Source organism: Nitratireductor alexandrii (assembly GCF_004000215.1).
Classification (GTDB): domain Bacteria; phylum Pseudomonadota; class Alphaproteobacteria; order Rhizobiales; family Rhizobiaceae; genus Mangrovimarina; species Mangrovimarina alexandrii.
Map to the genome: position 1 here is coordinate 145,361 of NZ_RBVY01000010.1, position 22,335 is coordinate 167,695.

General features: G+C 67.2%; 20 protein-coding genes. 11 read left to right on the plus strand and 9 right to left on the minus strand.

Annotated elements, in window-relative coordinates; genetic code table 11:
* Nucleotides 1-5: 5 nt before the first annotated feature.
* The 5 genes from EP380_RS20355 to doeA form a co-directional block, all read right to left on the minus strand.
* On the minus strand, nucleotides 6-2,345 hold the full coding sequence (locus EP380_RS20355; RefSeq protein WP_127600371.1) for a mechanosensitive ion channel family protein: 2,340 nt from the start codon (nucleotides 2,343-2,345) through the stop codon (nucleotides 6-8).
* On the minus strand, nucleotides 2,342-3,460 hold the full coding sequence (locus tag EP380_RS20360) for a 2Fe-2S iron-sulfur cluster-binding protein (RefSeq protein WP_127600373.1): 1,119 nt from the start codon (nucleotides 3,458-3,460) through the stop codon (nucleotides 2,342-2,344). Before EP380_RS20360 ends, EP380_RS20355 begins: the two co-directional genes overlap by 4 nt.
* 77 nt (nucleotides 3,461-3,537) lie before the next feature.
* Complete coding sequence (locus EP380_RS20365) at nucleotides 3,538-4,308, minus strand: GntR family transcriptional regulator (protein ID WP_238719954.1); 771 nt, start codon at nucleotides 4,306-4,308, stop codon at nucleotides 3,538-3,540.
* A complete protein-coding gene (argE, locus tag EP380_RS20370; RefSeq protein WP_106570817.1) occupies nucleotides 4,305-5,465 on the minus strand; it encodes an acetylornithine deacetylase in 1,161 nt (386 codons plus the stop codon). Before argE ends, EP380_RS20365 begins: the two co-directional genes overlap by 4 nt.
* A gap of 5 nt (nucleotides 5,466-5,470) precedes the next feature.
* Nucleotides 5,471-6,655, minus strand: coding sequence for an ectoine hydrolase DoeA (gene doeA, locus EP380_RS20375; RefSeq protein WP_127600375.1), 1,185 nt, complete (start codon nucleotides 6,653-6,655; stop codon nucleotides 5,471-5,473).
* Between the two features lie 193 nt (nucleotides 6,656-6,848).
* Between doeA and ehuB the strand changes: the two genes are divergently transcribed.
* From ehuB to EP380_RS20430, 11 genes are all read left to right on the plus strand, one after another.
* A complete protein-coding gene (gene ehuB, locus EP380_RS20380) occupies nucleotides 6,849-7,694 on the plus strand; it encodes an ectoine/hydroxyectoine ABC transporter substrate-binding protein EhuB (protein WP_127600377.1) in 846 nt (281 codons plus the stop codon).
* Nucleotides 7,695-7,785: 91 nt separating this feature from the next.
* On the plus strand, nucleotides 7,786-8,457 hold the full coding sequence (gene ehuC, locus EP380_RS20385; RefSeq protein ID WP_127600379.1) for an ectoine/hydroxyectoine ABC transporter permease subunit EhuC: 672 nt from the start codon (nucleotides 7,786-7,788) through the stop codon (nucleotides 8,455-8,457).
* Nucleotides 8,454-9,122, plus strand: a complete 669-nt coding sequence (gene ehuD / locus EP380_RS20390; RefSeq protein ID WP_127600381.1) for an ectoine/hydroxyectoine ABC transporter permease subunit EhuD — start codon at nucleotides 8,454-8,456, stop codon at nucleotides 9,120-9,122. The genes ehuC and ehuD overlap by 4 nt, the downstream gene beginning before the upstream one ends.
* A 10-nt stretch (nucleotides 9,123-9,132) precedes the next feature.
* On the plus strand, nucleotides 9,133-9,909 hold the full coding sequence (gene ehuA, locus EP380_RS20395) for an ectoine/hydroxyectoine ABC transporter ATP-binding protein EhuA (RefSeq protein ID WP_106570813.1): 777 nt from the start codon (nucleotides 9,133-9,135) through the stop codon (nucleotides 9,907-9,909).
* Nucleotides 9,910-9,965: 56 nt separating this feature from the next.
* Nucleotides 9,966-10,976 carry a hydroxyectoine utilization dehydratase EutB gene (eutB, locus tag EP380_RS20400; protein WP_127600383.1) on the plus strand — a complete coding sequence of 337 codons (1,011 nt, stop codon included), beginning with the start codon at nucleotides 9,966-9,968 and terminating at the stop codon, nucleotides 10,974-10,976.
* On the plus strand, nucleotides 10,966-11,958 hold the full coding sequence (locus EP380_RS20405; RefSeq protein ID WP_127600385.1) for a cyclodeaminase: 993 nt from the start codon (nucleotides 10,966-10,968) through the stop codon (nucleotides 11,956-11,958). Before eutB ends, EP380_RS20405 begins: the two co-directional genes overlap by 11 nt.
* 11 nt (nucleotides 11,959-11,969) lie before the next feature.
* Complete coding sequence (locus EP380_RS20410; protein ID WP_106570811.1) at nucleotides 11,970-12,464, plus strand: Lrp/AsnC family transcriptional regulator; 495 nt, start codon at nucleotides 11,970-11,972, stop codon at nucleotides 12,462-12,464.
* Nucleotides 12,465-12,580: 116 nt separating this feature from the next.
* Nucleotides 12,581-14,065: an NAD-dependent succinate-semialdehyde dehydrogenase gene (locus EP380_RS20415; RefSeq protein ID WP_127600387.1), complete on the plus strand. Its 1,485-nt coding sequence runs from the start codon at nucleotides 12,581-12,583 to the stop codon at nucleotides 14,063-14,065.
* Nucleotides 14,066-14,072: 7 nt separating this feature from the next.
* Nucleotides 14,073-15,224 carry a M24 family metallopeptidase gene (locus tag EP380_RS20420; RefSeq protein WP_127600389.1) on the plus strand — a complete coding sequence of 384 codons (1,152 nt, stop codon included), beginning with the start codon at nucleotides 14,073-14,075 and terminating at the stop codon, nucleotides 15,222-15,224.
* Between the two features lie 9 nt (nucleotides 15,225-15,233).
* Nucleotides 15,234-16,604 carry an aspartate aminotransferase family protein gene (locus EP380_RS20425; protein ID WP_106570808.1) on the plus strand — a complete coding sequence of 457 codons (1,371 nt, stop codon included), beginning with the start codon at nucleotides 15,234-15,236 and terminating at the stop codon, nucleotides 16,602-16,604.
* A gap of 161 nt (nucleotides 16,605-16,765) precedes the next feature.
* Nucleotides 16,766-17,863 carry a YeeE/YedE thiosulfate transporter family protein gene (locus tag EP380_RS20430; protein WP_127600391.1) on the plus strand — a complete coding sequence of 366 codons (1,098 nt, stop codon included), beginning with the start codon at nucleotides 16,766-16,768 and terminating at the stop codon, nucleotides 17,861-17,863.
* A 107-nt stretch (nucleotides 17,864-17,970) separates the two neighbouring features.
* Here the strand turns inward: EP380_RS20430 and EP380_RS20435 are convergent, their stop codons facing one another.
* From EP380_RS20435 to soxC, 4 genes are all read right to left on the minus strand, one after another.
* Nucleotides 17,971-19,239 (minus strand): NAD(P)/FAD-dependent oxidoreductase, encoded by a 1,269-nt coding sequence (locus EP380_RS20435; protein ID WP_127600393.1) that lies wholly within the window; start codon nucleotides 19,237-19,239, stop codon nucleotides 17,971-17,973.
* Between the two features lie 162 nt (nucleotides 19,240-19,401).
* A complete protein-coding gene (locus EP380_RS20440; RefSeq protein ID WP_127600395.1) occupies nucleotides 19,402-19,836 on the minus strand; it encodes a c-type cytochrome in 435 nt (144 codons plus the stop codon).
* 42 nt (nucleotides 19,837-19,878) lie between these two features.
* Nucleotides 19,879-21,018 carry a c-type cytochrome gene (locus tag EP380_RS20445; RefSeq protein WP_127600397.1) on the minus strand — a complete coding sequence of 380 codons (1,140 nt, stop codon included), beginning with the start codon at nucleotides 21,016-21,018 and terminating at the stop codon, nucleotides 19,879-19,881.
* Nucleotides 21,002-22,258 carry a sulfite dehydrogenase gene (gene soxC, locus EP380_RS20450; RefSeq protein ID WP_106570803.1) on the minus strand — a complete coding sequence of 419 codons (1,257 nt, stop codon included), beginning with the start codon at nucleotides 22,256-22,258 and terminating at the stop codon, nucleotides 21,002-21,004. Before soxC ends, EP380_RS20445 begins: the two co-directional genes overlap by 17 nt.
* Between the last annotated feature and the right edge of the window lie 77 nt (nucleotides 22,259-22,335).

The window sequence follows — 22,335 nt, forward strand, 5'->3', positions numbered from 1 at the left end:
CGGGCTCATGGCTCGTCGGGGGTCGGCTGTTGCTGGCGGGGCGGGTCGATCGCGTCCTGCGCGGCGCCGGTGACGGCTTCCTTTTCCTCCGCCGACAGGGGACGATCGGACAACACCTCCACCTTGACGTTGCGTTGGGCGAAGTTGATGCCGTTGGCCTCGAACGTGTCGCGCAGTTTCTGGTAGGCGTCCCGGCGGATCACCCATTGCGCGCCGGGTTTGGCCATGAATTTGACGCCGACGACCATGTTGAACTCTTCCATGCGGCGCACACCCTGGGATTTCAACGGTTCGATCAAATAGTGGCCGTAATTTTCGTCGGCCTGGAGCTCGGCACCGACCTTCTTGACCAGTTTCTTGACCAGTCTGAGGTCGGTGTCGAAGGGAACCCTGAACTCCAGCTTCATGATCACCCAGTCGCGGCTGTAATTGGTCAGCGATTTCAGTTCGCCGAACGGAATCGTATGCACGGCGCCGCGATGGTGACGCACGCGCATCGAGCGCAGCGACATCGATTCGACCGTGCCGCGCAGGTCGCCGATCTCGACATATTCGCCGACCCGGAAAGCATCGTCGATCAGGAAGAAGATGCCCGACACGATGTCGCGCACCAGCGATTGCGCGCCGAAGCCGATCGCGACGCCGAGAATGCCGGCCCCGGCGATCAGCGGCGCGATGTTGACGCCGAGCGAGGAGAGCGCCGTCAGGCCGACGAGCGCGATCAGGGCGACCAGAAGAATGTTGCGCGTCAAGGGCAGGAGCGTGGCCATGCGCGCTTCGGGGCCCGGCGGCTCGCCGGGCGGCGGGGCGACGTAACCCGCCATGCGGCGGTCGATCGCGGTCTTGGCCCAGCCCCAGACCAGATCGGCGATCAGCGCGGCGGCGGCGATGTCGATGGCGATTTTGACCAGACGCCCGGCGAAGCGCGGCGAGTCCGACAAGGCGGCGATATTGGTGTTCCAGGCGGCCGCCAGCACCAGCAGCGCCAGGCCTGCCAGGGCAAACCGGGCGACACGGTGGATCAGCGGCCGATAGATGGCGTAGCGCTCGTCTTCGGCCTGGGCCGGGTCGCGCGCGTCCGAGGGGGCGTCTGCGACCGCGCCGTCGGCGGGTTCTTCCGGTCTCGCGTCGTCTGGCCCGGCGGCGTCGGCCTGCTGCGCGACGGGTGCGTCTTCTCTTGCGCTTTGCTCGGCGCGGTCGACGAAATGGTCGGCCATCACCCGGATCAGCCGCGCGGCCGGCACGAACATGCCGAGGACCAGCACGGTCCACATCAATTCGTGGGCGTCGAAGACCCACAACAGATAGGCGAGGAAGACGACAACGCTGATCACCGTCGGCTGGACACGCAGGCGGGCCGTTTCGAAACGCCGCGCGGCCCCTGCCGGCGGTGCGTGGTCGCGGGCCAGCCCGCGCGACAACGTCCAAACCATGGCGATCACCGCCGCCGTGGCGCCGGCGCCGAGTACGACGGCGACGGCGAGCGCGGCATTGACGGCCTGCGGCGAGCCCGACGGGCCCTGCGCCAGGAAGGCGAACGTGTCGGACAGCATCATCGCGCTGGCGAACACGACGGCCACCACCAGGTGCCAGCGATGGATGCGCCCGGCCATCGGTGTTTCCAGAGGCACCAGCCGCAACTGGGCGTTGCGCGGGGCGAGGATGAAGCGCGACAGCATGGCGAGCGCGCGGATGCCGATCACCGTCAACAGCACGCTGACGACCACCCGCTCCAAAAAGGCCGGCCAGCCGAAGCTCAAAAACGTGCCGATGCTGCCGAGCGCGAACAGCAGCAGGCCGCTTGCCTGGAGCAGCAGGCGGCCGCCCGCCCCGCGCAGGCGCTGGGCAAGGCTGTGCGGCGGTGTGTGTTCGATGCGCAGCAGAACCGGATGGAAATATTGCCAGAACAGCCATTCCAGTCCGCCGCCGATAAACAGGAAGACGATCACATAGGTGAGGCTGCGCAGCGCCGCGCCGCGCTCGAGCTGCGCGCGCCAGGCCTCTGCGAGCACATCGGGAAGATAAGGAAAATTGGACCAGGCCTCGCCCAATTCGGCGATGCGCCGGCGGGCCGCCTTCAGCCGGTCCTCGATCTCGGCGCGCAGCGACCGGTTCGCCGTTTCCGGCTGCGGCAGATCGGCAAGGCGGGTCTTGAGCCATTCGACGACGCGCGGATCGCCGAGAATGCGCAGCAATTCCTGGACATCGTTGGCGGAGGGCTCTCCGACGGCCTCGTCCTGGGCCTCAGTCTGCGCGGCCGGCTGAGCGACCTGGCCGGCCGCCGGCGCCATGCAGGCGAACCACATCAGCAAGGCGGCGAGGGCACGAGCCGAGCGCATCATCATGCCGTGCTCGGCTCGCCGTGGCGCGGCCCGTCCGCCGCCTCGGCTTCGAGGTCATGCATGTCGCGCGGCCGCAGGAACGGCGACAATACCCGCTCGACCGTCATCTCGCCGGCCGGAGGCTTAAGCTGGCAGGCAAGCCGGACGTCCGGCGGCGCGGCCAGCCTCGCAAGGGTTTTTTCCTCCGCCTCTGTGCGCTCGGGCAGTTTTTCCGTCGTCGCAAGCACGCGCACGCGACATGTTCCGCAACGCCCGCGACCGCGGCACAGATTGGCCATCGGCGTATGGTTCAGCCGGGCGATTTCGAGCAGGTTCAGGCTGGTGGAGCCGGTCATGACCGGCCCGCCGGCAAGGGTGATGCGCGCGCGACCGTGACTGCCGGCGACGCGGAACTGGCGGGCGGCGAAAACGGCGGCCAGCAGGATCAGATAGAGGATGAAGACGGTCCAGTTGATCCGCTTCAAAAGGGCCAGGATCTCGTCGAAGGGGCGGGTCAGGACCGGGGGATCGAGCGGCGGTATGGCGCCCGGGAACGCGGCCGGGTCGTCGACATAGGCGATCGCCTGGTTTCCGGCCTCCACGAAACCGAGCAGGCCGAGCACCGGGATGGCGACGGCGAGCGGGTAGAGGAAGCCCCCGATGCGCGGCCACCAGGGCTGGATGCGCGCCCAGGTGTAGACGCCGACGCAGCCATGGACCCACAAAAAGGCGAGAAGCAGCACCTGCCTGAGACCCTCCTGGGGCTGGTCGATCCAGAAATAGGGGATCAGCAGGGCGAAGCTCGGCACGATGCCGAAACTGGCGGCGACGACCGTGCCGACGACATGCGGGGTCAGCAGCGGCACGATGGCCAGGCTCGCCACGAGCTGGACGCTGTCGGAGGCGGACAGGCGAAGCGTGTTGCGCTGGTAGACCGCGACAAGGCCCAATGCCGCGTGCGCGATCATCGACCCGGCCAATATGGCGGTACCGAGCGGGTTCGACCACAGGCCCATGAGAACCGGCCTGGCCCGGTCCATAAGCGCGATCGAATGCAGTCCGAGCGCCACGTTGAGGAGATGGATCGTCACGAAGACGAACAAGATCAGGCCGCTGATGATCCTGATCCGCCGTGCCATCGACCCCCCTTTCGTGCCCGCCGATCACCTTGCCGCAAATGACGGTGGCATGGCAACAGGCGCGGCGCGCGCCCGGTTCAATCGTCGTGACTAGCGTCGTGACCGGCGTCGTGCGCGCGGGTCGCGTCGGCGTGGGCGCTGTTGCGCAACCGCAAGAAGCTCATCGAGATGTGCGCGCGGCGGATATGGCCGACGACTTCCAGGTCGCCGATCTCCACGGCGGCGACGATGTCGGCCATCTCGCGGTGAAAGATGGTGATCTCGGTGTTGAGCACCGCCTGGTAGCTTTCCAGCCGCGAGGCGGTCTTCAGCCAGATGCGGGTCGTTTGATAATAGAGCAACTCGCTGATGGCGCGCAGCGGCTCGTTCGCGGTCAGCGAGTTCAGCAGATGGAAAAAGTCCATGTTGATCTCGGCGAAGGCGCGCGCGTCGGGTCTCGCCACCAGCGCCTCGCATCGCGCCAGCAGGGCGCGAAAGGCATCGATCTTGTCCGCGTCCGGCTGGACGGGGCTCAACTTGCCGATCAGCTCGGCGAGCTCGACGCGCAGCTGATAGACCTGCTCGAGCGCGTCGATGTCGATATCGGTGACGATGGTGCCGACGCCGTGGACGGAGCGCAGCAGGCCCTCGTCCTCGAGCCGGGCGAGCACCCGGCGGATCGGGGTGCGGCTGACGTCGAACTCGTCGGCCAGCGTTTCCTCGCGCAGGCGTTCGCCCGGCGCGTAGTCGAGCAGGCAGATCCGCTTGCGCAGCACCGCATAGATGCGCTCGATGCGTTCGCGCGACCCTCCGGTCTGCATCGCGCCGTCTGCGGCCGGCAGGCTGCCCAGCGTCGGAACGGCGGTCATCGGCTCATCTTCCGTCGCAACCGCTCCAGCATGCCCAGGCAGGCGTCGAGCTGGTCGAGTGCCACGAACTCGTCCGGCTTGTGGGCCTGGTCGATCGATCCCGGGCCGCAGATCACCGACGAGATGCCGGCGCTTTGAAACAGGCCCGCCTCGGTGCCGAACGGCACGACGCCGGCATGCGTCTCGCCGGTGAGTTCGAACACGATGCGGCGGGCCTCCGAATCGGGCACGGTGCGCAGGCCCTCGACCTCGCCGATCACATGGGTGACGATCTCGGCGTCGGCCGAGACCGCGCGCATGGCCGGGCGCAAAACCTGGTCGACATAGGCGCCGAGATCGGCCTTCACGAAATCAGCGTCCTCGGTGCTGACCGGGCGCATTTCCCAGTCCACGGCGCATTGGCCGGCGATGATGTTGCGCGCCGCGCCGCCGGCGATGCGGCCCACCTGGACGGTCGTCCAGGGCGGGTCGAAACGGCTTTGTTGCGGCGCGCGGCCTTTGAGTTGTTCGCCCAGATCGAGCAGGCGGGCGATGTAGCGGACGGCGTATTCGACGGCGTTGACGCCGCGTTCGGGCGCCGAGCCGTGGCCTTCGAGACCGGTGAACTCGGTCGTGTATTCGTAGCAGCCCTTGTGGCCTTCGATCACGCCCATGCCGGTCGGTTCGCCGATGATGGCCACGGCGGGCCGCAGGCCGGCGCCGGCGAGTTCGCGCACCAGCGCCCGGGCACCGAAGCAGCCGATTTCCTCGTCATAGGTGAAGGCGAAATGGACCGGACGGGCGAGTTCGGTTTCGGCGAAGGCGGGCGCCATGGCGAGCGCGCAGGCGATGAACCCCTTCATGTCGCAGGTGCCGCGGCCGTAGAGGCGGCCGTCGCGCTCTTCGAGCTGGAAGGGATCGCTCGACCAGTCCTGGCCCTCGACCGGGACGACGTCGGTGTGGCCCGAAAGCACGATGCCGCCATCGCCGGGCGGTCCGAGCGTGGCGAACAGATTGGCCTTGCCGCCGGTCTCGTCGCGCATGATCGACATGGTCGCCCCGGCGCTGCTCAACAGGTCGGCGGCGAAGGTGATCAGGTCGAGATTGCTGTCCGCCGAAACGGTGGCGAAGCCGACCAGGTCGGCCAGGATCGCGCGGGTGCGATCGAGATCGGCCATGGCGCTCAGTCCTTGACGAAGAGCTCGCGCGGCCGGACGCACAAGCACTCGGCCGGGCCGCCGTCGCGAATGAGGATGCTTTCGGTGATCTCGAGACCCCAGTCGCTCATCCACAGTCCGGGCATGAAGTGAAAGGTCATGCCGGCCTCGAGCACGGTCTCGTCCTCATGGCGGAAGGAGATCGTGCGCTCGCCCCAGTCGGGCGGATAGGAAAGCCCGATCGGATAGCCGCAGCGGCCCTCCTTCTTGATGCCGGCGCGTTCGAGCGACCCGAACAGGGCGCGGGCGACGTCGCCGGCCCGGTTGCCGGGCCGGGCCGCTTCCAGTCCCGCCTCCAACCCCTCGACCAGCGCCTTTTCGGCGTCCAGCATCTCCTGCGGCGGCTTGCCGAGGAAGACGGTACGGCAGAACGGCGCGTGATAGCGCCGATAACAGCCGGCGATCTCGAAAAAGGTCGCCTCGCCGGATGAAAAGGGCCGCCCGTCCCAGGTCAGGTGCGGGGCGGTGGCGTCGGCGCCGCTCGGCAGAAGCGGCACGATGGCGGCATAATCGCCCCAGGCTTCGCCGGTGCCGCGGATCGCGTCGGCGTAGATCTCGGCGACGAGTTCGTTCTTGGGAAGGCCGGGCTCGACGCGGGCGAGAATGCCGTCGACGATCTTTTCGGAGATCGAGGCGGCGCGGCGCATGAAGACGATCTCCTCCGGCGACTTGACCGCGCGCTGCCAGTTGACCAGCGCGGTGGCGTCGACAAAGGTCGCCTGCGGCAGGGTTTCGGTCAGCACGAGATGCGCCTTGGCGGAGTAATAATAATTCTCCATCTCGACGCCGATGCGCTTGCCGGCGTAACCGCGCGCGCGCAGCCGCTCGGCCAGGTCCTCCATCGGGTGATAGCGCGTCGACTGGATGTAGCGGTCGGCATAGCCGGCCACGTCGCTGTCTGGCATCCATACCGTGCGCAGGGCGCCGTTGGCGTCCTGGGTGCGGCCCCACCACAGCGGATCGGCGTCGTGGAACACGACCACGCCCTGATGCACGTAAAACGACCAGCCCTCATAGCCGGTCAGCCAGGCCATGTTGGACGGATCCTCGACGAAAAGCACGTCGATATCGGCCTTGGCCATCGCCGCGCGCACCTTGGTCAGGCGGCGCTGATATTCGGTCTGCGTGAACGGTAAGTCGGCGGCCGGCATGGTTCCTCCCTCGGCGACGGTTGCGCGGCGTCGCCCGATGTCGGACGATAATGTGTACATCTATTTGCGCGCAAGCAAAAAAACATACTCAAGACTATCGATAAGAGCAGAAATCCGTTGACATCCTGCGTTTGGGCGTGATGTTGTACACAACAAAAGCATAATGGGTGAACCTCACAATGGGAGTATCGTTATGAGACGTGCAATCCTGAAAGGCGCCGTCGCGCTCGGTATCGCTGCGCTGACGGTCGGTTCGTGGGCCGGATCGGCCTCGGCGGGCGACCTGCTCGACAAGATCAAGGCCGGCGAGACGATCCGTGTCGGCTTCTCGAACGAAGTTCCCTGGGCGTATCCGGGCGACAACAACGAGCCGCTCGGTTTCGTCAACGCGATCACCATCGACATTCTGAAGAAGATGGGCACGACCAAGATCGAGCCGGTGGTGACCGAATGGGGCTCTCTGATCCCGGGCCTTCAGGCCGGCCGTTTCGACATCATCACCGGCGGCATGTATATTTTGCCGGAACGCTGCCGCAACGCGCTGTTCACCGAGCCGCTGGGCACGTTCGCCGACGCGCTGCTCGTGCCGACGGGCAATCCCGAGGACCTGCATTCCTTCGACGACGTGCGCGACAAGGAGCTGATGTTCGTCACCGGCGCCGGCTACAACACCGTCAAGAACGCCAAGAATGTCGGCATCGCCGACGACAAGATCATGCAGGTCGCCGGCCCGGCCGAGATCCTGCAGGCGGTCAAGGCCGGACGCGCGGCGGCCGGCAGCGGCACCTACTTCACCATGAAGGAATTCGCCGACAAGGATGAGGCGGTCGAACTCGCCGACCCGTTCACCCCGCCGGTCATCGACGGCTATCCCGGTCTCGCCTTCCTGCCCAACCAGCAGGAAGAGGTCGACGCCTTCAATGCCGCGCTCAAGGAGTATGTCGGGTCCGAGGAGATGATGAAGTCGGTCGAGCCCTACGGCTATTCCAAGGCCAATCTGCCCGACGGAACCCCGACGGCGGAGCTCTGCAAGGGCTGAGACGGCGCCGCGTTTGGCGTGTCGTATCCGATGTGAACCCGGGGCGTCTTCCGGCCGGTGAGCCGGAGGACGCGGGATGGGAATCGGCTTCATGAACGAGTTCGCCCTCGGTTTCAGCGTCGCTGCCCTGGTCAAGGGCGCGGCGGTCACGCTCCTCGTCACCACCGGCGCCTCGATCGTGGCCATCGTGCTCGGACTGGTGGTCGGTCTGGTCCGCGTGTCGACGCTGGCGCCGCTGCGCTGGCTGGCCGTGGCCTATATCGAGTTCTTCCGCGGCACCTCGATGCTGGTGCAGCTCTACTGGTGGTTCTTCGTGCTGCCGATTTTCGGTCTGTCGCTGTCGCCGTGGACCGTGGCCATCGTCGGTGTCGGCATGAACGTTTCGGGATACGGGGCGGAGCTGGTGCGCGCGGCGATCCAAAGCGTCGATCGCGGCCAGTACGAGGCCTCGACAGCGCTCAACTTTCCGCGGCTGACCATGATGCGGCGCATCATCGTGCCGCAGGCGATCCGCGGCATGCTGCCGCCCTGGGGCAATCTCCTGATCGAATTGCTGAAGGGCACGTCGCTGATCTTTTTCATCACCATTACCGAACTGACCACCGCCTCGAAGCTCGCCGCCGATGCCACCGGCAATTATCTCTTGTTCTTCGCCGTCGCGCTGTTCGGGTATTACCTGATCGCCCGCGCCATCATCACGCCGCTGGTGCGCTGGCTGGAGCGCCGCTTCTCGCGCGGCTTCATCCGGGAGGTGGTGGCATGAGCATCTGGGACTGGGAGTATGTCTGGGAGGCGATGCCCTATCTCCTTCAGGGCGCGATCGTCACCGTGCAGGCGACGTTTCTGGGCTTCGCGATCGCGCTGGTGCTGGGCCTGGTCTTCGCGCTGATCCGGCAATCGCAAAACCGGATCGTTTCCGGCACGATGGCCGAGATCGTCGAGTTCATCCGCTCGACGCCGCTGCTTTTGCAGATCTTCTTCGTCTATTTCGTCGGTCCGCAATTCGGTATCGTCATTCCGGCCTGGACGGCCGGCATCGGCATGTTGGGCATCCATTACGCCGCCTATTGCTCGGAGTGCTACCGGGCCGGCATCGAGAATGTCGACGGCGGCCAGTGGGAGGCCTGCACCGCGCTCAACCTGTCGACGGCGCGGGCCTGGCGGGTGATCATCCTGCCGCAGGCGATCCCGCCGATCGTGCCCAGCCTCGGCAATTATTTCATCGGCATGTTCAAGGATACGCCGATCTTGGCGGCGATCGCGATCCTGGAAATGCTGCAGCGCGCCAAGAATTTCGGCGCCGAGAACTATCGCTATATCGAGGCGATCACCATGGCGGGCGCGCTTTATCTGCTGTTCAGCCTCGTCGCGTCGGTGATCGTCCAGATGATCAGCCTGTGGCTCAACCGCCGCTACCATCTGCAGTAGGAGCCTCGCCATGAGCGATCCGATGGTCCGTTTCGAAAACGTCACCAAGCGCTACGGGGCGCTGACCGTGCTCGACCAGCTCAATCTCGACATCGAGCGCAACGAGAAAGTGTCGATCATCGGGCCGTCGGGTTCCGGCAAGACGACGGTGCTTAGAATGCTGATGACGCTCGAGCGCATCAATGATGGCGTGATCTGGGTCGACGGCGAGCCGCTGACCCATATGGACAGGAACGGCACGCTGGTGAAGGCCAGCGAGCGTCATTTGCGGCGCGTGCGCGGCAAGATCGGCATGGTGTTCCAGCACTTCAACCTGTTTCCGCACATGACCGCGCTGCAGAACTGCATGGAGGCGCCGGTGTCAGTCCTCGGCCTGCCCAGGGACGAGGCCGAGAGCCGCGCGGCCGAACTGCTCGACATGGTCGGCCTCGCCGACAAGAAAGGGCATTTCCCGATCCAGATGTCGGGCGGCCAGAAGCAGCGCGTGGCGATCGCCCGGGCGCTGGCGATGCGGCCGAAGGTGATGCTGTTCGACGAGGTGACCTCCGCGCTCGATCCAGAGCTTGTCGGCGAGGTGCTCAACGTCATCCGGCAACTGGGCGCCGAGCACGACCTCACCATGCTGATGGTCACCCACCAGATGGGTTTTGCCCGTGAATTCTCCGACCGGGTCTGCTTCTTCTACGGCGGCAAGATCGCCGAGCAGGGACCGCCCGACAAGCTGTTCAACGACCCCGACAGCGACCGCACGCGCCAGTTCCTGAGCGCCGTGCTGGAGGCGGGGTAGCGGGCAGGGTTTTGTTCGACAGCCGCTTTGTCTTTTCTGTTGCGATCGATCCTGACATGACTTCCCTGACCCTTTGCGATATTTTCGAGGCCCGGCGCACCATTGACGGCATCGCGAGCGACACGCCGCTGGTGCCGTCGCCGTATCTGGGCGCGCGCGCCGGCGGCGAATTCCTGCTCAAGCTGGAAACGACGCAGCCCGTCGGCGCCTTCAAGCTGCGCGGCGCGGTCAACGCCGTCTTCAAGCTGAAGGACGCCACGCGCGGCGTGACCTGCTGTTCGACCGGCAATCACGGGCGCGGGGTGGCTTTCGCGGCGCGGGCGCGCGGTATCAGGGCGGTGATCTGCATGTCCTCGCTGGTGCCGCAGACCAAGATCGACGGCATCAAGGCGCTGGGCGCGGAGGTGCGCATCGTCGGCCGGAGCCAGGACGAGGCGCTGGCGGAAAGCCAGCGCCTGTGCGCGGAGGAGGGACTGACGGAGATTTCGCCGTTCGACGACCCGCACGTGATCGCCGGCCAGGGCACGATCGGGCTGGAGATCATGCAGCGCCGCCCCGATATCGCGACGCTTTTGGTGCCGCTGTCGGGCGGCGGGCTTGCCGGCGGGGTGGCGCTGGCGGCCAAGACGATCAAGCCGTCGGTGCGGGTGGTGGGCATATCGATGGACCGCGGAGCCGCCATGCACGCCTCGCTGGCGGCGGGCCGTCCGGTCGAGGTCGAGGAGGTGGCGAGCCTGGCCGATTCGCTCGGCGGCGGCATCGGGCTCGACAACAAGCTGTCGTTCCGGCTTTGCCGCGATTTTCTCGACGATGTGATCCTGGTGACGGAGGAGGACATCTACCGCGCCCTGCAGACGCATTATTTCGAGGACCGGCTGGTGTGCGAGGGCGCGAGCGCGGTCGGCGCCGCCGCCCTCCTCGCCGGAAGGCTGGGCGATCTCGCCGGCCCGGTCGCCACCATCATCACCGGCCGCAATGTCGACATGACGGTGTTCAGCGCCATCATTGGCGGCGCGGCTGTGACGCTTGGCGACTATCGCATCACGGGAGCGCCTTATGCCGCATGAGATCACCATTCTGACCGAAACCGAGTTACGCGCGGCGGTGCGCCTCGATCTCGCCGCCGTCGACACGGTCGAGCGCGCTTTCGCAGCGCTCGCCTCGGGCAAGGTGGTGATGCCGCCGGTCCTGTCGATGGCGATCCCCGACGCCAATGGCGAGGTCGACGTCAAGACCGCCTATATTCCGGGCTTCGACGGTTTCGCGATCAAGGTCAGCCCCGGCTTCTTCGACAATCCGGCGCTCGGCCTGCCGAGCCTGAACGGGCTGATGGTGCTGTTTTCGGCGAAGACCGGGCTGGTCGAGGCCGTGCTTCTGGACAATGGCTACCTGACCGACGTGCGCACCGCGGCCGCCGGCGCGGTCGCGGCCCGGCATCTGGCGCCGGCGACGGTGACGACCGCCGGCGTCTACGGCGCCGGCGTGCAGGCGCGTCTGCAAATCCAGGCCGCTCACCTGGTGCGTCCGTTCCGGCGTGTGCTCGTGTGGGCGCGCGACGGCGCCAAGGCCGCGGCCTGTGCGGCCGACATTTCGGCCGCACTCGGCATCGAGGCCAGCGCCATCGCCGATCCGGCCGAATTGGCCGCGCAATCGCAGCTCGTGGTGACCACGACGCCGGCCGAGGAGCCGATCTTCCTCGCCGACTGGCTGCATCCCGGTCTACACGTGACGGCGATGGGCTCCGACCAGGGCGGCAAGAACGAGATCGAGCCGCGCGTGCTGGTCGAGGCGGGGCTTTACGTCGCCGACCGGGTGAGCCAGTGCGAACGGCTCGGCGAGTTGCGCAGCGCGATCGAGGCCGGGCTTTGGCGCGGCGGCACGCCGGGCGAACTGGGCGACATCGTCACCGGTGCCAGGCCCGGCCGGGAAAGCGAGATGCAGGTGACGGTGTGCGACCTGACCGGCACCGGCGCGCAGGATACCGCGATCGCCACCGTGGCGCTGGCGGCGGCGCGCGCCGGCGGGGCGGGCACGGTGATTTCGACCTGAATGGCGCGCGCATGCTGAAACTCGACGATCGCGACATGAAGATCCTCGCCATACTGCGCGAGGAGGGGCGGATCTCGAAATCCGAGCTCGCCCGGCGCGTCAACCTGACCGCGGCGCCCTGCTGGGAGCGGCTGAAGCGGCTCGAAAACGCCGGCATCATCACCGGCTACCGGGCCGAGGTGGCGCTGAAGAAGATCGCGCCGCATGTCGTGATCTTCATGGCGGCCGAACTGGAAGGACACCGGGCCGAACATTTCCAGATTTTCGAGCGCGCGGTCGCCCGTCACGATGAGATCGTTGCCTGCTGGGCGGTCGGCGGCGGTTTCGACTATATTCTGCAGGTGATCGCGCGCGACATCGACGCCTATCAGCGCCTGGTCGACGAGTTGCTGGAAAGCCAGGTCGGGCTGGCGCGCTATTTCACCTATGTCGTGACCAAGCCGGTCAAGATTTCGGCGCGGCTGCCCTTTGCCGCGCTGGTGCCGCCGGCCCCGGAAGACGAATGAGCGCTCCCAGGGCGGGCAAAACGGAAAAACCGTCTGCGCGGGGCGGGGTCTTCAAGAAAAACTTCGCCGGCCGCCGGTCGACACTTCAGGCGCAACCGGAACGGAGGAGCCCTGCCATGAACGCGGTCGCCAAGCTGGAAAAGACATCCCTGTCCGCGCTGCGCGATCCGCGGCTTTTCCGCGAGTTCGCCTATGTCGACGGCGCGTGGGTCGCCGGGGCGTCGGGAACGGCGATCGACGTCACCGATCCCGCCGACGGCCGCAGGATCGGCGCGGTGCCGGCGCTGACGGCAGGCGATGTCGAGACGGCGATCGCGGCCGCGCATCGCGCCTTTTCCGCCTGGTCGGCGAAATTGCCGCAGGAGCGCGCCACCGTGTTGCGGCGCTGGTTCGAGCTGGTCTGCGCGGCGGGCGACGATCTCGCCCGGCTGATGGTGGAGGAGCAGGGCAAGCCGCTGTCGGAAGCGCGCGGCGAGATCGACTACGCCGCCTCCTTCATCGAGTTCTACGCCGAGGAGGCGAAACGGCTCAACGTGGAAAGCGTGACCTCGCATCTTCCCGGGGCCGAGATGTCGGTGATCCGCCAGCCGGCCGGTGTGGCGGCGCTGGTGACGCCGTGGAACTTTCCCGCCGCCATGCTGACGCGCAAGGCGGCCGCCGCGCTCGCCGCCGGCTGCACCGTGGTCGCCCATCCGTCGTCCGAGACGCCGTTTTCGGCGCTGGCGCTGGCCGAGCTGGCCGAACGGGCCGGGCTGCCGGCCGGCGTCTTCAACGTCCTGACCGGACGCGCGGCCGAGGTGGTCGGCGCGATGACGGCCTCGCCGCTGGTGCGTGTCGTCTCCTTCACCGGCTCGACCGAGATCGGCCGGCTGCTCTACGCCCAATCGGCGCCGACGGTGAAGCGCCTGGTGATGGAGCTCGGCGGCCATGCGCCCTTCATCGCCTTCGCCGATTGCGATTTCGAACGCGCGGTGGAGCGCGCCGTCGCGGCCAAGTTCGCCACCTCGGGACAGGACTGCCTGGCCGCCAACCGCTTTTATGTCGAACGGCCGATCTATGCGCGCTTCGTGGCGGCTTTTGCCGAACGCGTGGCCCGCCTGACCGTTGGGCCGGGCCTTGCCGATCCCGATATCGGGCCGCTGATCAATGCCCGCGCGGTCGCCAAGCAGCGCGAGCAGGTGGCCGACGCGCTGGCGCGCGGCGCGCGGCTGATGGCCGGGGGCGAACCGCATCCGGCGGGCGAGAATTTCTTTGCGCCGACCGTGCTTGCCGATGTCGACGACGACGCGCTGATCTTTCGCGAGGAAACGTTTGGCCCGGTGGCCGCCTTCGCCCCGTTCGATGCCGAGGACGAGGTTCTGGCCAGGGCCAACGCCACCGAGACCGGGCTGGTGGCCTATCTGCATACCGGCGATACCGGGCGCGCGGCGCGCCTGGCGCGGGCGCTCGAATTCGGCATGGTGGCGGTCAACCGCACCAAGATCACCGGCGCGCCGGTGCCGTTCGGCGGCGTCAAGCAGGCCGGCCTCGGGCGCGAGGGCTCGCGCCACGGCATGGAAGCCTATGCCGAGATCAAATATATCTGCCGCGAAACCGATTGAGGCGCCGATGCACCGCAACCCGTTTTCCGACGCGGAACTGGCCGGGCGCGTGGCGCGGCTGCGTGAGGCGCTTGCGGCGCTCGCCCTGGACGCGGCGCTGATCTCCACGCCGGAAAACATCTTCTATCTGACCGGTCTCGACCATTGGGGCTATTTCGCCCCGCATATCCTGATCGTGCCGGCCGATGGCGAGTTGGTGCTGGTCACGCGGGCGATGGAAAGGGTTTCGATCGAGACCTATGTGCGCAATGCCCGCTTCGAGGGGCATGCCGACACCGAGACGGCGGCCGATCTGGCGGTCCGGATCCTGCGCGGCCGGTTCGCCGCCCGGGCGCGGCTGGGGCTCGAGCACTGGTCGGGGGGGCTGAGCCTCGGCCTCGGCCAGGCGCTCAGTGCGGGGCTGGCGGATGTCGACTGGCACGATATGACCGGGCTGGTGGATGCCATGCGGCTGGTCAAGTCGCCGGCCGAGCAGGCGCTGATGCGCCAGGCCGCCGGAGTGACCGACGCGGCGGTGGCGGCGGCGATGGCGGCGATCGGCGCGGGGGCGGACGAACGCGAGGTGGCCGCGGAATGCCACGCGGCGATGATCCGCGCCGGCGGCGACACGCCGGGCTTCGGTCCCTTCATCCGGCCGGGCGCGCGGCTCGGCGAGGAGCACGCGACCTGGGGCGACGGGCGCTACCCGGCCGGCGAGCCGGTGTTTCTGGAACTGTCGGGCTGCGTGGCGCGCTATCATGCGCCGATCGGCCGGCTGGTCCATGTCGGCGGGATCGAAGCCGACGACGCGGCGATGGCGGAGACGGCAAAGGCGGGCTTCGACGCGGTTCTGGCCGCGCTCAGACCGGGACGGACGGCCGGTGCGGTCTATAGGGCCTGGCAGGACGTGGTCGATGCGGCCGGGCTTTCGCATTACCGCCGCCATCATTGCGGCTACGCGGTCGGCATCGGCGTGCCGCCATCGTGGACCGGCGGCAACCGCGTGACCGGGTTGCGCGCCGGCAGCGACATGGAAATCAAGACCGGGATGAGTTTTCACGTACTCTCCTGGCTGATGGGTACGGGCCGGGGCGACTATTTCGTGTCGAACCCCGTGCTGTTGACCGAAAACGGCGCCGAGATACTGACCGAGACGGATCTCGGCCCGACCGTGACATAGGAGGAAGCCATGCTCAGAAACGATCTGCTCGACCAGTGGGACCGGGAGAATTTCTTCCATCCCTCCACGCATCTCGCCCAGCACGCGCGCGGCGAAGCGCCGAACCGCATCGTGTCGGGCGGCAAGGGCGTGTTCATCGAGGATCGCGACGGCAACAGGTTGCTCGACGCCTTCGCCGGCCTTTATTGCGTCAATGTCGGCTATGGGCGGCCGGAAATCGCCGAGGCGATCGCCGAACAGGCCAAGGAACTCGCCTATTATCACGCCTATGTCGGCCACGGCACGGAGGCCTCGATCACGCTCGCCAAAATGGTGCTGGAGCGTGCGCCGCAGGGCATGTCGAAGGTCTATTTCGGCCTTGGCGGTTCCGATGCCAACGAGACCAACGTCAAGCTTACCTGGTACTACAACAATATTCTCGGCCGGCCGGAAAAGAAGAAGATCATCTCGCGCTGGCGCGGCTATCATGGTTCGGGCCTGGTGACCGGATCGTTGACCGGGCTGGAGCTCTTCCACAAGAAGTTCGATCTGCCGCTCGAGCGCATCCTGCACACCGAAGCCCCCTATTATTTCCGCCGGCCCGACCTGGCGATGAGCGAGGCCGATTTCGTCGCCCATTGCGTGGCCGAGCTCGAAGCGCTGATCGCGCGCGAGGGGGCGGACACCATCGCCGCCTTCATCGGCGAGCCGGTGCTCGGCACCGGCGGCATCGTGCCGCCGCCGCAAGGCTATTGGCAGGCGATCCAGACGGTGCTGGAAAAGCATGACATCTTGCTGATTGCCGACGAGGTGGTGACCGGTTTCGGTCGGCTGGGCACGATGATGGGCTCGGACCATTACGGCATGAAGCCCGACATCATCACCATCGCCAAGGGGCTGACCTCGGCCTATGCGCCGCTGTCGGGCTCGATCATCGGCGACCGGGTGTGGACGGTGCTGGAGCAGGGGACCGACGAGAACGGGCCGATCGGCCATGGCTGGACCTATTCCGCGCACCCGATCGGTGCTGCGGCCGGTGTCGCCAATCTGAAGCTGATCGACAGTCTCGGCCTGGTCGAAAACGCCGCCGAAACCGGCGCCTATCTCAACGCGGCGATGAGCGACGCGCTCGCCGGCCACGTTCATGTCGGCGAGGTGCGCGGCGAGGGCATGTTGGCCGCTGTCGAATTCGTGGACGACAAGGACAAGCGGACATTTCTCGATCCCTCCAGGAAGGTCGGCCCGGCCGTTGCGGCCGCGCTCCTGAAACGCGGCGTGATCGCCCGCGCGATGCCGCAGGGCGACATACTGGGTTTTGCGCCGCCGCTCTGCCTGACGCCGGCCGAGGCCGACGAGATCGTTGCCAAGACGGCCGAGGCCGTCGCCGAAGTGCTGGGCTGAACGGCCGGCTGCGCGCGATCCGGCAAGTGGAATGAAATGCCGCTTGCCGGCAAAACCGCGCAAAGCCGTTCCGCAAGCCGGGTTCCGGTGAGAGGACGGTTTCCTGCTAATCCGCCCCGGATGGCTTATTTTGCAGCCAGTGTCATCCGGAGCCTCGAGCCATGGATTTCGTCCCCCTGATCGATCAATTGGGCGAGCGCGGAACCGCGATCGCCGGCGGCGCGCTGATCGGCGCGCTTTTTGGCGTTTTCGCTCAGCGCAGCGCCTTTTGCACCCGTTCGGCCGTGCTCGACCTGACGCGGGGGCGCGATCCGAAGGCGCTCGCCGTCTGGGCGGCCGGTTTCGCCGCTGCCGTGCTCGGCGTGCAATATCTACTCGCAAGCGGCCGTCTCGACGTCCTGGAAACGCGCTTCTTTTCCACCGCGCAGAGCCTGTCGGGCGCGCTGATCGGCGGCGCCCTGTTCGGCGTCGGCATGGTGCTGGCGCGCGGCTGCGTATCGCGACTGATCGTGCTGTCGGCCTCGGGCAATCTGCGCGCCCTCTACACATCCGTGGTGATCGCGGTGGTGGGACTGGCCACCTATAGCGGCGTGCTGGTGCCGGCGCGCGACGCAATCGGCGGCCTGTGGAGCACGGCGCAGCTTGGCGGCAACGACGTTCTCGCCCATGCCGGTCTCGGCCAGCAGGCCGGTGTCGTCATCGGCGCGGCGCTGGCGATTGCGGCGCTGCTGCTGGCGGTGAAGGCGCGGCCGTCGCCCTGGCGGGTCGTCGGCGGGATCGGCGTCGGCCTGTCCGTGGTCGCCGGCTGGTGGTTCACCTACACGCTGTCGCTGCAGGTGTTCGACCCGATCCAGGCCGAGAGCCTGTCCTATATCCGCCCACTCGCCACGACGGGCGGGCTGGCGGCAGCCGGCAGCGACGGACCCGGTCTCGACCAGGGCGTGCTGGTCGGCACGCTCGCCGGCGCCTTCGCGGCGGCACTGCTGTTCCGCGAGTTCCGGATCGCCCGTTTTTCCGAACCCGGAACGCCTTCGGTCCTGCGCTACACGCTCGGCGCGGCGCTGATGGGGTTCGGCGGCATCCTGGCCGTCGGCTGCACCATCGGCGCCGGTTTCACCGGCGGCGCGGTGCTGGCGCTGTCGTCGCTGCTCGGCCTAGCCGCCATGATCGGCGGCGCGGCGGCGGCCGACAGGCTGATCGACGCCCGCCCGGCGGCGGCTGCCGTGGCGTCGCGTTCGCACGCGGTGCCGGCCGAATAAAGCCCGTAGGCGGCGCAGCGGCCCCGAGGCGGGATGGCGTTTCAAAGGGCCGCCATCCCGGTTGTCTGCGCCACGGAGCCGATCCTTTTCCGACAAGCGGCGTGCGCTCAGCCGAACATGTCGGAGACGATGCCGGAATACCAGCCGATCGATTCCTCGTAGGTGGCCTTGCGCAGCGCGGCGTCCTCGCCGGTCTGACTGATGAAACTCGCCACCGAGGTGATCTTGCCATCCTTGGGCTCGTACTGGGCGCCGACCTTGACGCCGTCGTCGGTCTCGATCAGCGACCAGCAGGTGTTGGAATATTTCGCCGGAAAGACCCTGGAATCCGTCAGGTCGCCGCGGACATTCATGGCCGCGATCTTGGCCTGGCTGTTGGCCGAGAAGCCGGATTTGGGCATGTCGCCGGCGATCGAGGCATCGCCGATCACGAACACCGCCTCGTCCATCGTCGAGCGCATCGAGGCCGCGTCGATCGGGCAGAAGCCGCTGTCGTCGGCAAAGCCGTCGGCGATGGCGCCGGCCTTCTGGGCCGGGATGACGTTTAAGAGCACGCCCTTGAAGGTGTCGAAATCGGTCTCGACCGTGCCGGCAGCGGCGTCGACGGTCTTGATGCCACCATGGATGTCGGGCCCGTACCACTCGACCATGCCGGGATAGTGTTTTTCCCAGCCGGCCTGGAACAGGCCCTGTTTGGAGAATTTCGCCTTCGGATCGAGGACGACGATCTTGGCGCCGGTGTAACCCTTGGCTTTGAGCACATGCGCCATCATCGAGACGCGCTCGTAAGGCCCGGGCGGGCAGCGATAGGGGTTGGGCGGGGCGACCATGACGATCGTCTCGCCGTCGGCGACGGCGTCGAGCCTGGCTTTCAAAAGCTCGGTCTGCGGGCCGGCCTGCCAGGCATGCGGGGCGATCTCGGCCGAGGCCTGGGAATAGCCGGGCACGGAATCCCAGATCATATCGATGCCGGGCGACAGGATCAGCCGGTCATAGGCAAGCGTGGCGCCGTCGGCCATGGTCACGGTCTTGGCGGCGCGGTCGACCGCGCTCGCGCGGCCCGTGACCTTGGTGATGCCGTAGGCCGAGACCAGCTGGTCGTAGCTGTGGGTGATCGACTGCAAGTCGCGGAAGCCGCCCAGATAGAGATTGGAGAAGAAACAGGTGGTGAAACTGTCGCCGTCCTCCACCAGGGTGACGTCGATCGCCCCGTTGGAATCCTTGGCGACATATTTCGCCGCCGTCGCGCCGCCCGCGCCGCCGCCGATCACGACCACGCGCGGCTTGCCCTGGGCGCGCAGATATGTGGGCGCGGCGAGGCTGGCCGCGCCGGCGCCGACCAGTGTTGTAAATTGCCTTCTCGTCAATCCGGTCATGGCATCCTCCCGAGTACCGGTTTTCAGTGAAAGACGTTCTTGCGCGTCATGCTCCAAATCCAAGTGCCGTTCTGCTTGTCACGAAATCGCAGGCCGGCTTCACCTTCTCGTTTCGATGCGTTTCCGGACGGCGAACCGGCATCCCCTTCGCCCGGAAACGCTCTAAGGCGACAGCTCGGCGAAATAGGCGGCTAGGGCGGCGATTTCGTCGGCTTCCAGCCGCGCCGTCATCAATCGCATGACCTCGTTGGCGCGCAGGCCGAGCTTGTATTCCACCAGCGCGCGCACCGTGTGATCGACCGGCAGGCCGGCGATCGGCGGTATGGTGCCGCCGGCGCCGGACGACTGGTGGCAGGTCACGCATTCGCCGCCGAGATATTCGCCGAAAGCGGGGTCGCCGTCGAGGGACAGAATTTCGGTCTCCAGATGCTCGGCCCGCAGCAGGTCTTCGGCCGATGGCGGCGGCGGGCCGGCCTCGCTGGCCAGGACGGGGGAGCCCATGGATAGGGCAACGGCACCGAGCATCAGGCCCAAGAGCGGGCCCAGTATCGGGCTCGGTGTCGGGCGCCGCGACACGATACCGGCATTCTTCGGCACGTCGTTCCTCCCGCGCTGCGTCATTGGCGCTGGCATTGCCGGTCAGTCGATGCCGCCGCCGGAGCCGTCCTCGTCGCTGTCGCCGTCCGGCGTCACGTCGAGCACGGCGGCGTGCTGGGCGATCTCGGCCTTGCCCGGCTTGCACTCGCGCATGCAGGGCTCGGCCCCGGCCGCATAATGCGGTTCCTCATACCGGTCGTCGGCGACGAAGCCGTCCTCGTTCGGCAGCCGGATCGTGGCCAGATTATCCTGGTTCAACTCGAATGCCTCGTCGGTGACGATGTCGTTCAAATATAGCACATAGGCGGTCAAGGCGTAGACGTCGTCGTCCGACAGCGAGCGGGCGTTGCCGAAGGGCATGGCGCGGCGCACATAGTCGTAGACCGTCGACAGATAGGGCCAGTAGGAGCCGATCGTCTTGACCGGACGCTCGCGGGTCAGCGTATCGTAGCCGCCCGCCAGCACCGGCCAGCGCCCGATCGCCTCGCCGAAATCGCCGTGGCAGACCGCGCATTGCTCGGTATAGACCGTCTCGCCCTCCAGAACCGTGCCGCTGCCGACCGGCAGGCCGGCGCCGTCGGGACGGATGTCGATGTCCCAGGCCGCGACCTCCGCCTCGGTGGCGGGGCGGCCGAGATGGAAGACGCCATGGGCGGGCGGCTCGGCCGCAGCTTCCGCCTCCACCACGGCCCCTTCGGGCTCGCCGGCTTTGGGTTCGGCTGCCGCGCCATCCTCGGTCGCCGTGTCGGGCGCGTCGGCCGGCGCCGGTTCGGCGGAGGCCGCGTCGTCGTCGCCCGATTGCGAGAACGTCGCCAGATAGGCGAGGACATCGTCGATTTCGGCGTCCTTCTTCAGACCGGCGAAGGCCATCCGGTTGCCCTTGATGAAGGCGCGCGGGGCGGTGAGATAGGCCGTCAGCGTCTCCTCGTTCCAGACCAGCCCGTCCTCGCCGGCCTTCATCATGGCGGGCGAATAGCGGAAGCCCTCGGCCGTGCCGGCGATACGGCCGAACACGTCGTTCAGTTGCGGGCCGACCCGGTTCTTGGCGCCATCGCCGACGGCGTGACAGGCCTTGCATTTGGCGAAGACCCTTTCGCCGGCGTCAACGTCGCCTTCGGCCAGGGCCGCTGCCGGCAGCAGCGACAGGGCAAGCGCGGCGGCGAGCCTAGGAAATCTCGACATTCTCGACCACTCCGTCTTTCGCCACATGCCAGGTCTGGATGCCGTTATTGTGGTAGATGGAATTCTCCCCGCGCGCGGCGCGCAGATCGTTCTTGGTCGGCTGCACGAAGCCGTTTTCGTCGATGGCGCGCGACTGCAGGAAGAGCTCGGAACCGTCCCAGTCGAAGGCATGGTAGAAGCGGTGCAGCGCCTTGGGCAGGCTCGGCCCGTCGAGACGCGCCGTCGTCCAGTTGCGGCCGCCGTCGATCGAGACGTCGACCCGGCTGATGCGCCCGCCGCCCGACCAGGCAAGCCCGGCCAGAACCAGCCGGCCGCGGCCGTGGGTGACCGGCGCCTGCGGGCTCGGATTGGTGATGACGGATTTGACGTCCATCTGCCAGGTGAAGCGCCTGGCTTTGCCATTGGCGAGCAGGTCGGTATATTTCGAGGTCTCCTCGCGCAGATGCCACGGCTTGTCGCCGATCTCGATGCGGCGCAGCCATTTCACCCACAGATTGCCTTCCCAGCCGGGCACCACCAGCCGCAGCGGATACCCCTGGCCGGGCCGCAACGCCTCGCCGTTCATCTTGAAGGCGACCAGGCAGTCGTCGAGCGCCTTTTCGAGCGGCAGCGAGCGCGACATCGCCGAGGCGTCCGCGCCCTCGGGCATGACCCAGGCCGCACCCGCGCGGATGCCGGCCTCCTCCAGCAGGTGGCGCAGCTTGACGCCGGTATACATCACGCAATGCACCATACCGTGCGTGTACTGGCAGCCATTGAGCTGCGCGCCGCGCCATTCCATGCCGGAATTGGCGGCGCATTCGAGGAAATAGACGTGGTTTTCGCGCGGAAAACGCATCAAATCGGCCATGGTGAAGACCAGCGGCGTGTCGACCATGCCGTTGATCATCAGCCGGTGCTGCGCGGGGTCGATCTCGGCGATGCCGGCGTGGTGGCGCTCGAAGCACAGCCCGTTGGGCGTGATGATGCCGTCGAGCTCGTGCAGCGGCGTGAAGTTGACCGAGGAAATCGGATCGGCCGTCAGCCACGGCACGTTGCGGCGCACCACATGGGCCTCGTAGGGCGAGGGCACGCCGTAGGGCTCGGCGTCGACGCCCGGCCCGGCATAGCGGTTCCAGTCCTGGATTTCGGTGATGGCGGGATCGTCGGCCGCGCGCGCGGCGGTCGTCGCGGTGGCGAGTGCCGCGCCGGCGGCCAGGCCGCCCTTCAGAAAGCCGCGTCTCGATGGCTGATCAGGCATGGTTCGGTTCCGTCCGGCCGGGTATCCATTTACACATATGAATTTTAATATATATCAAACCGCAGCTCGCCTGTCCA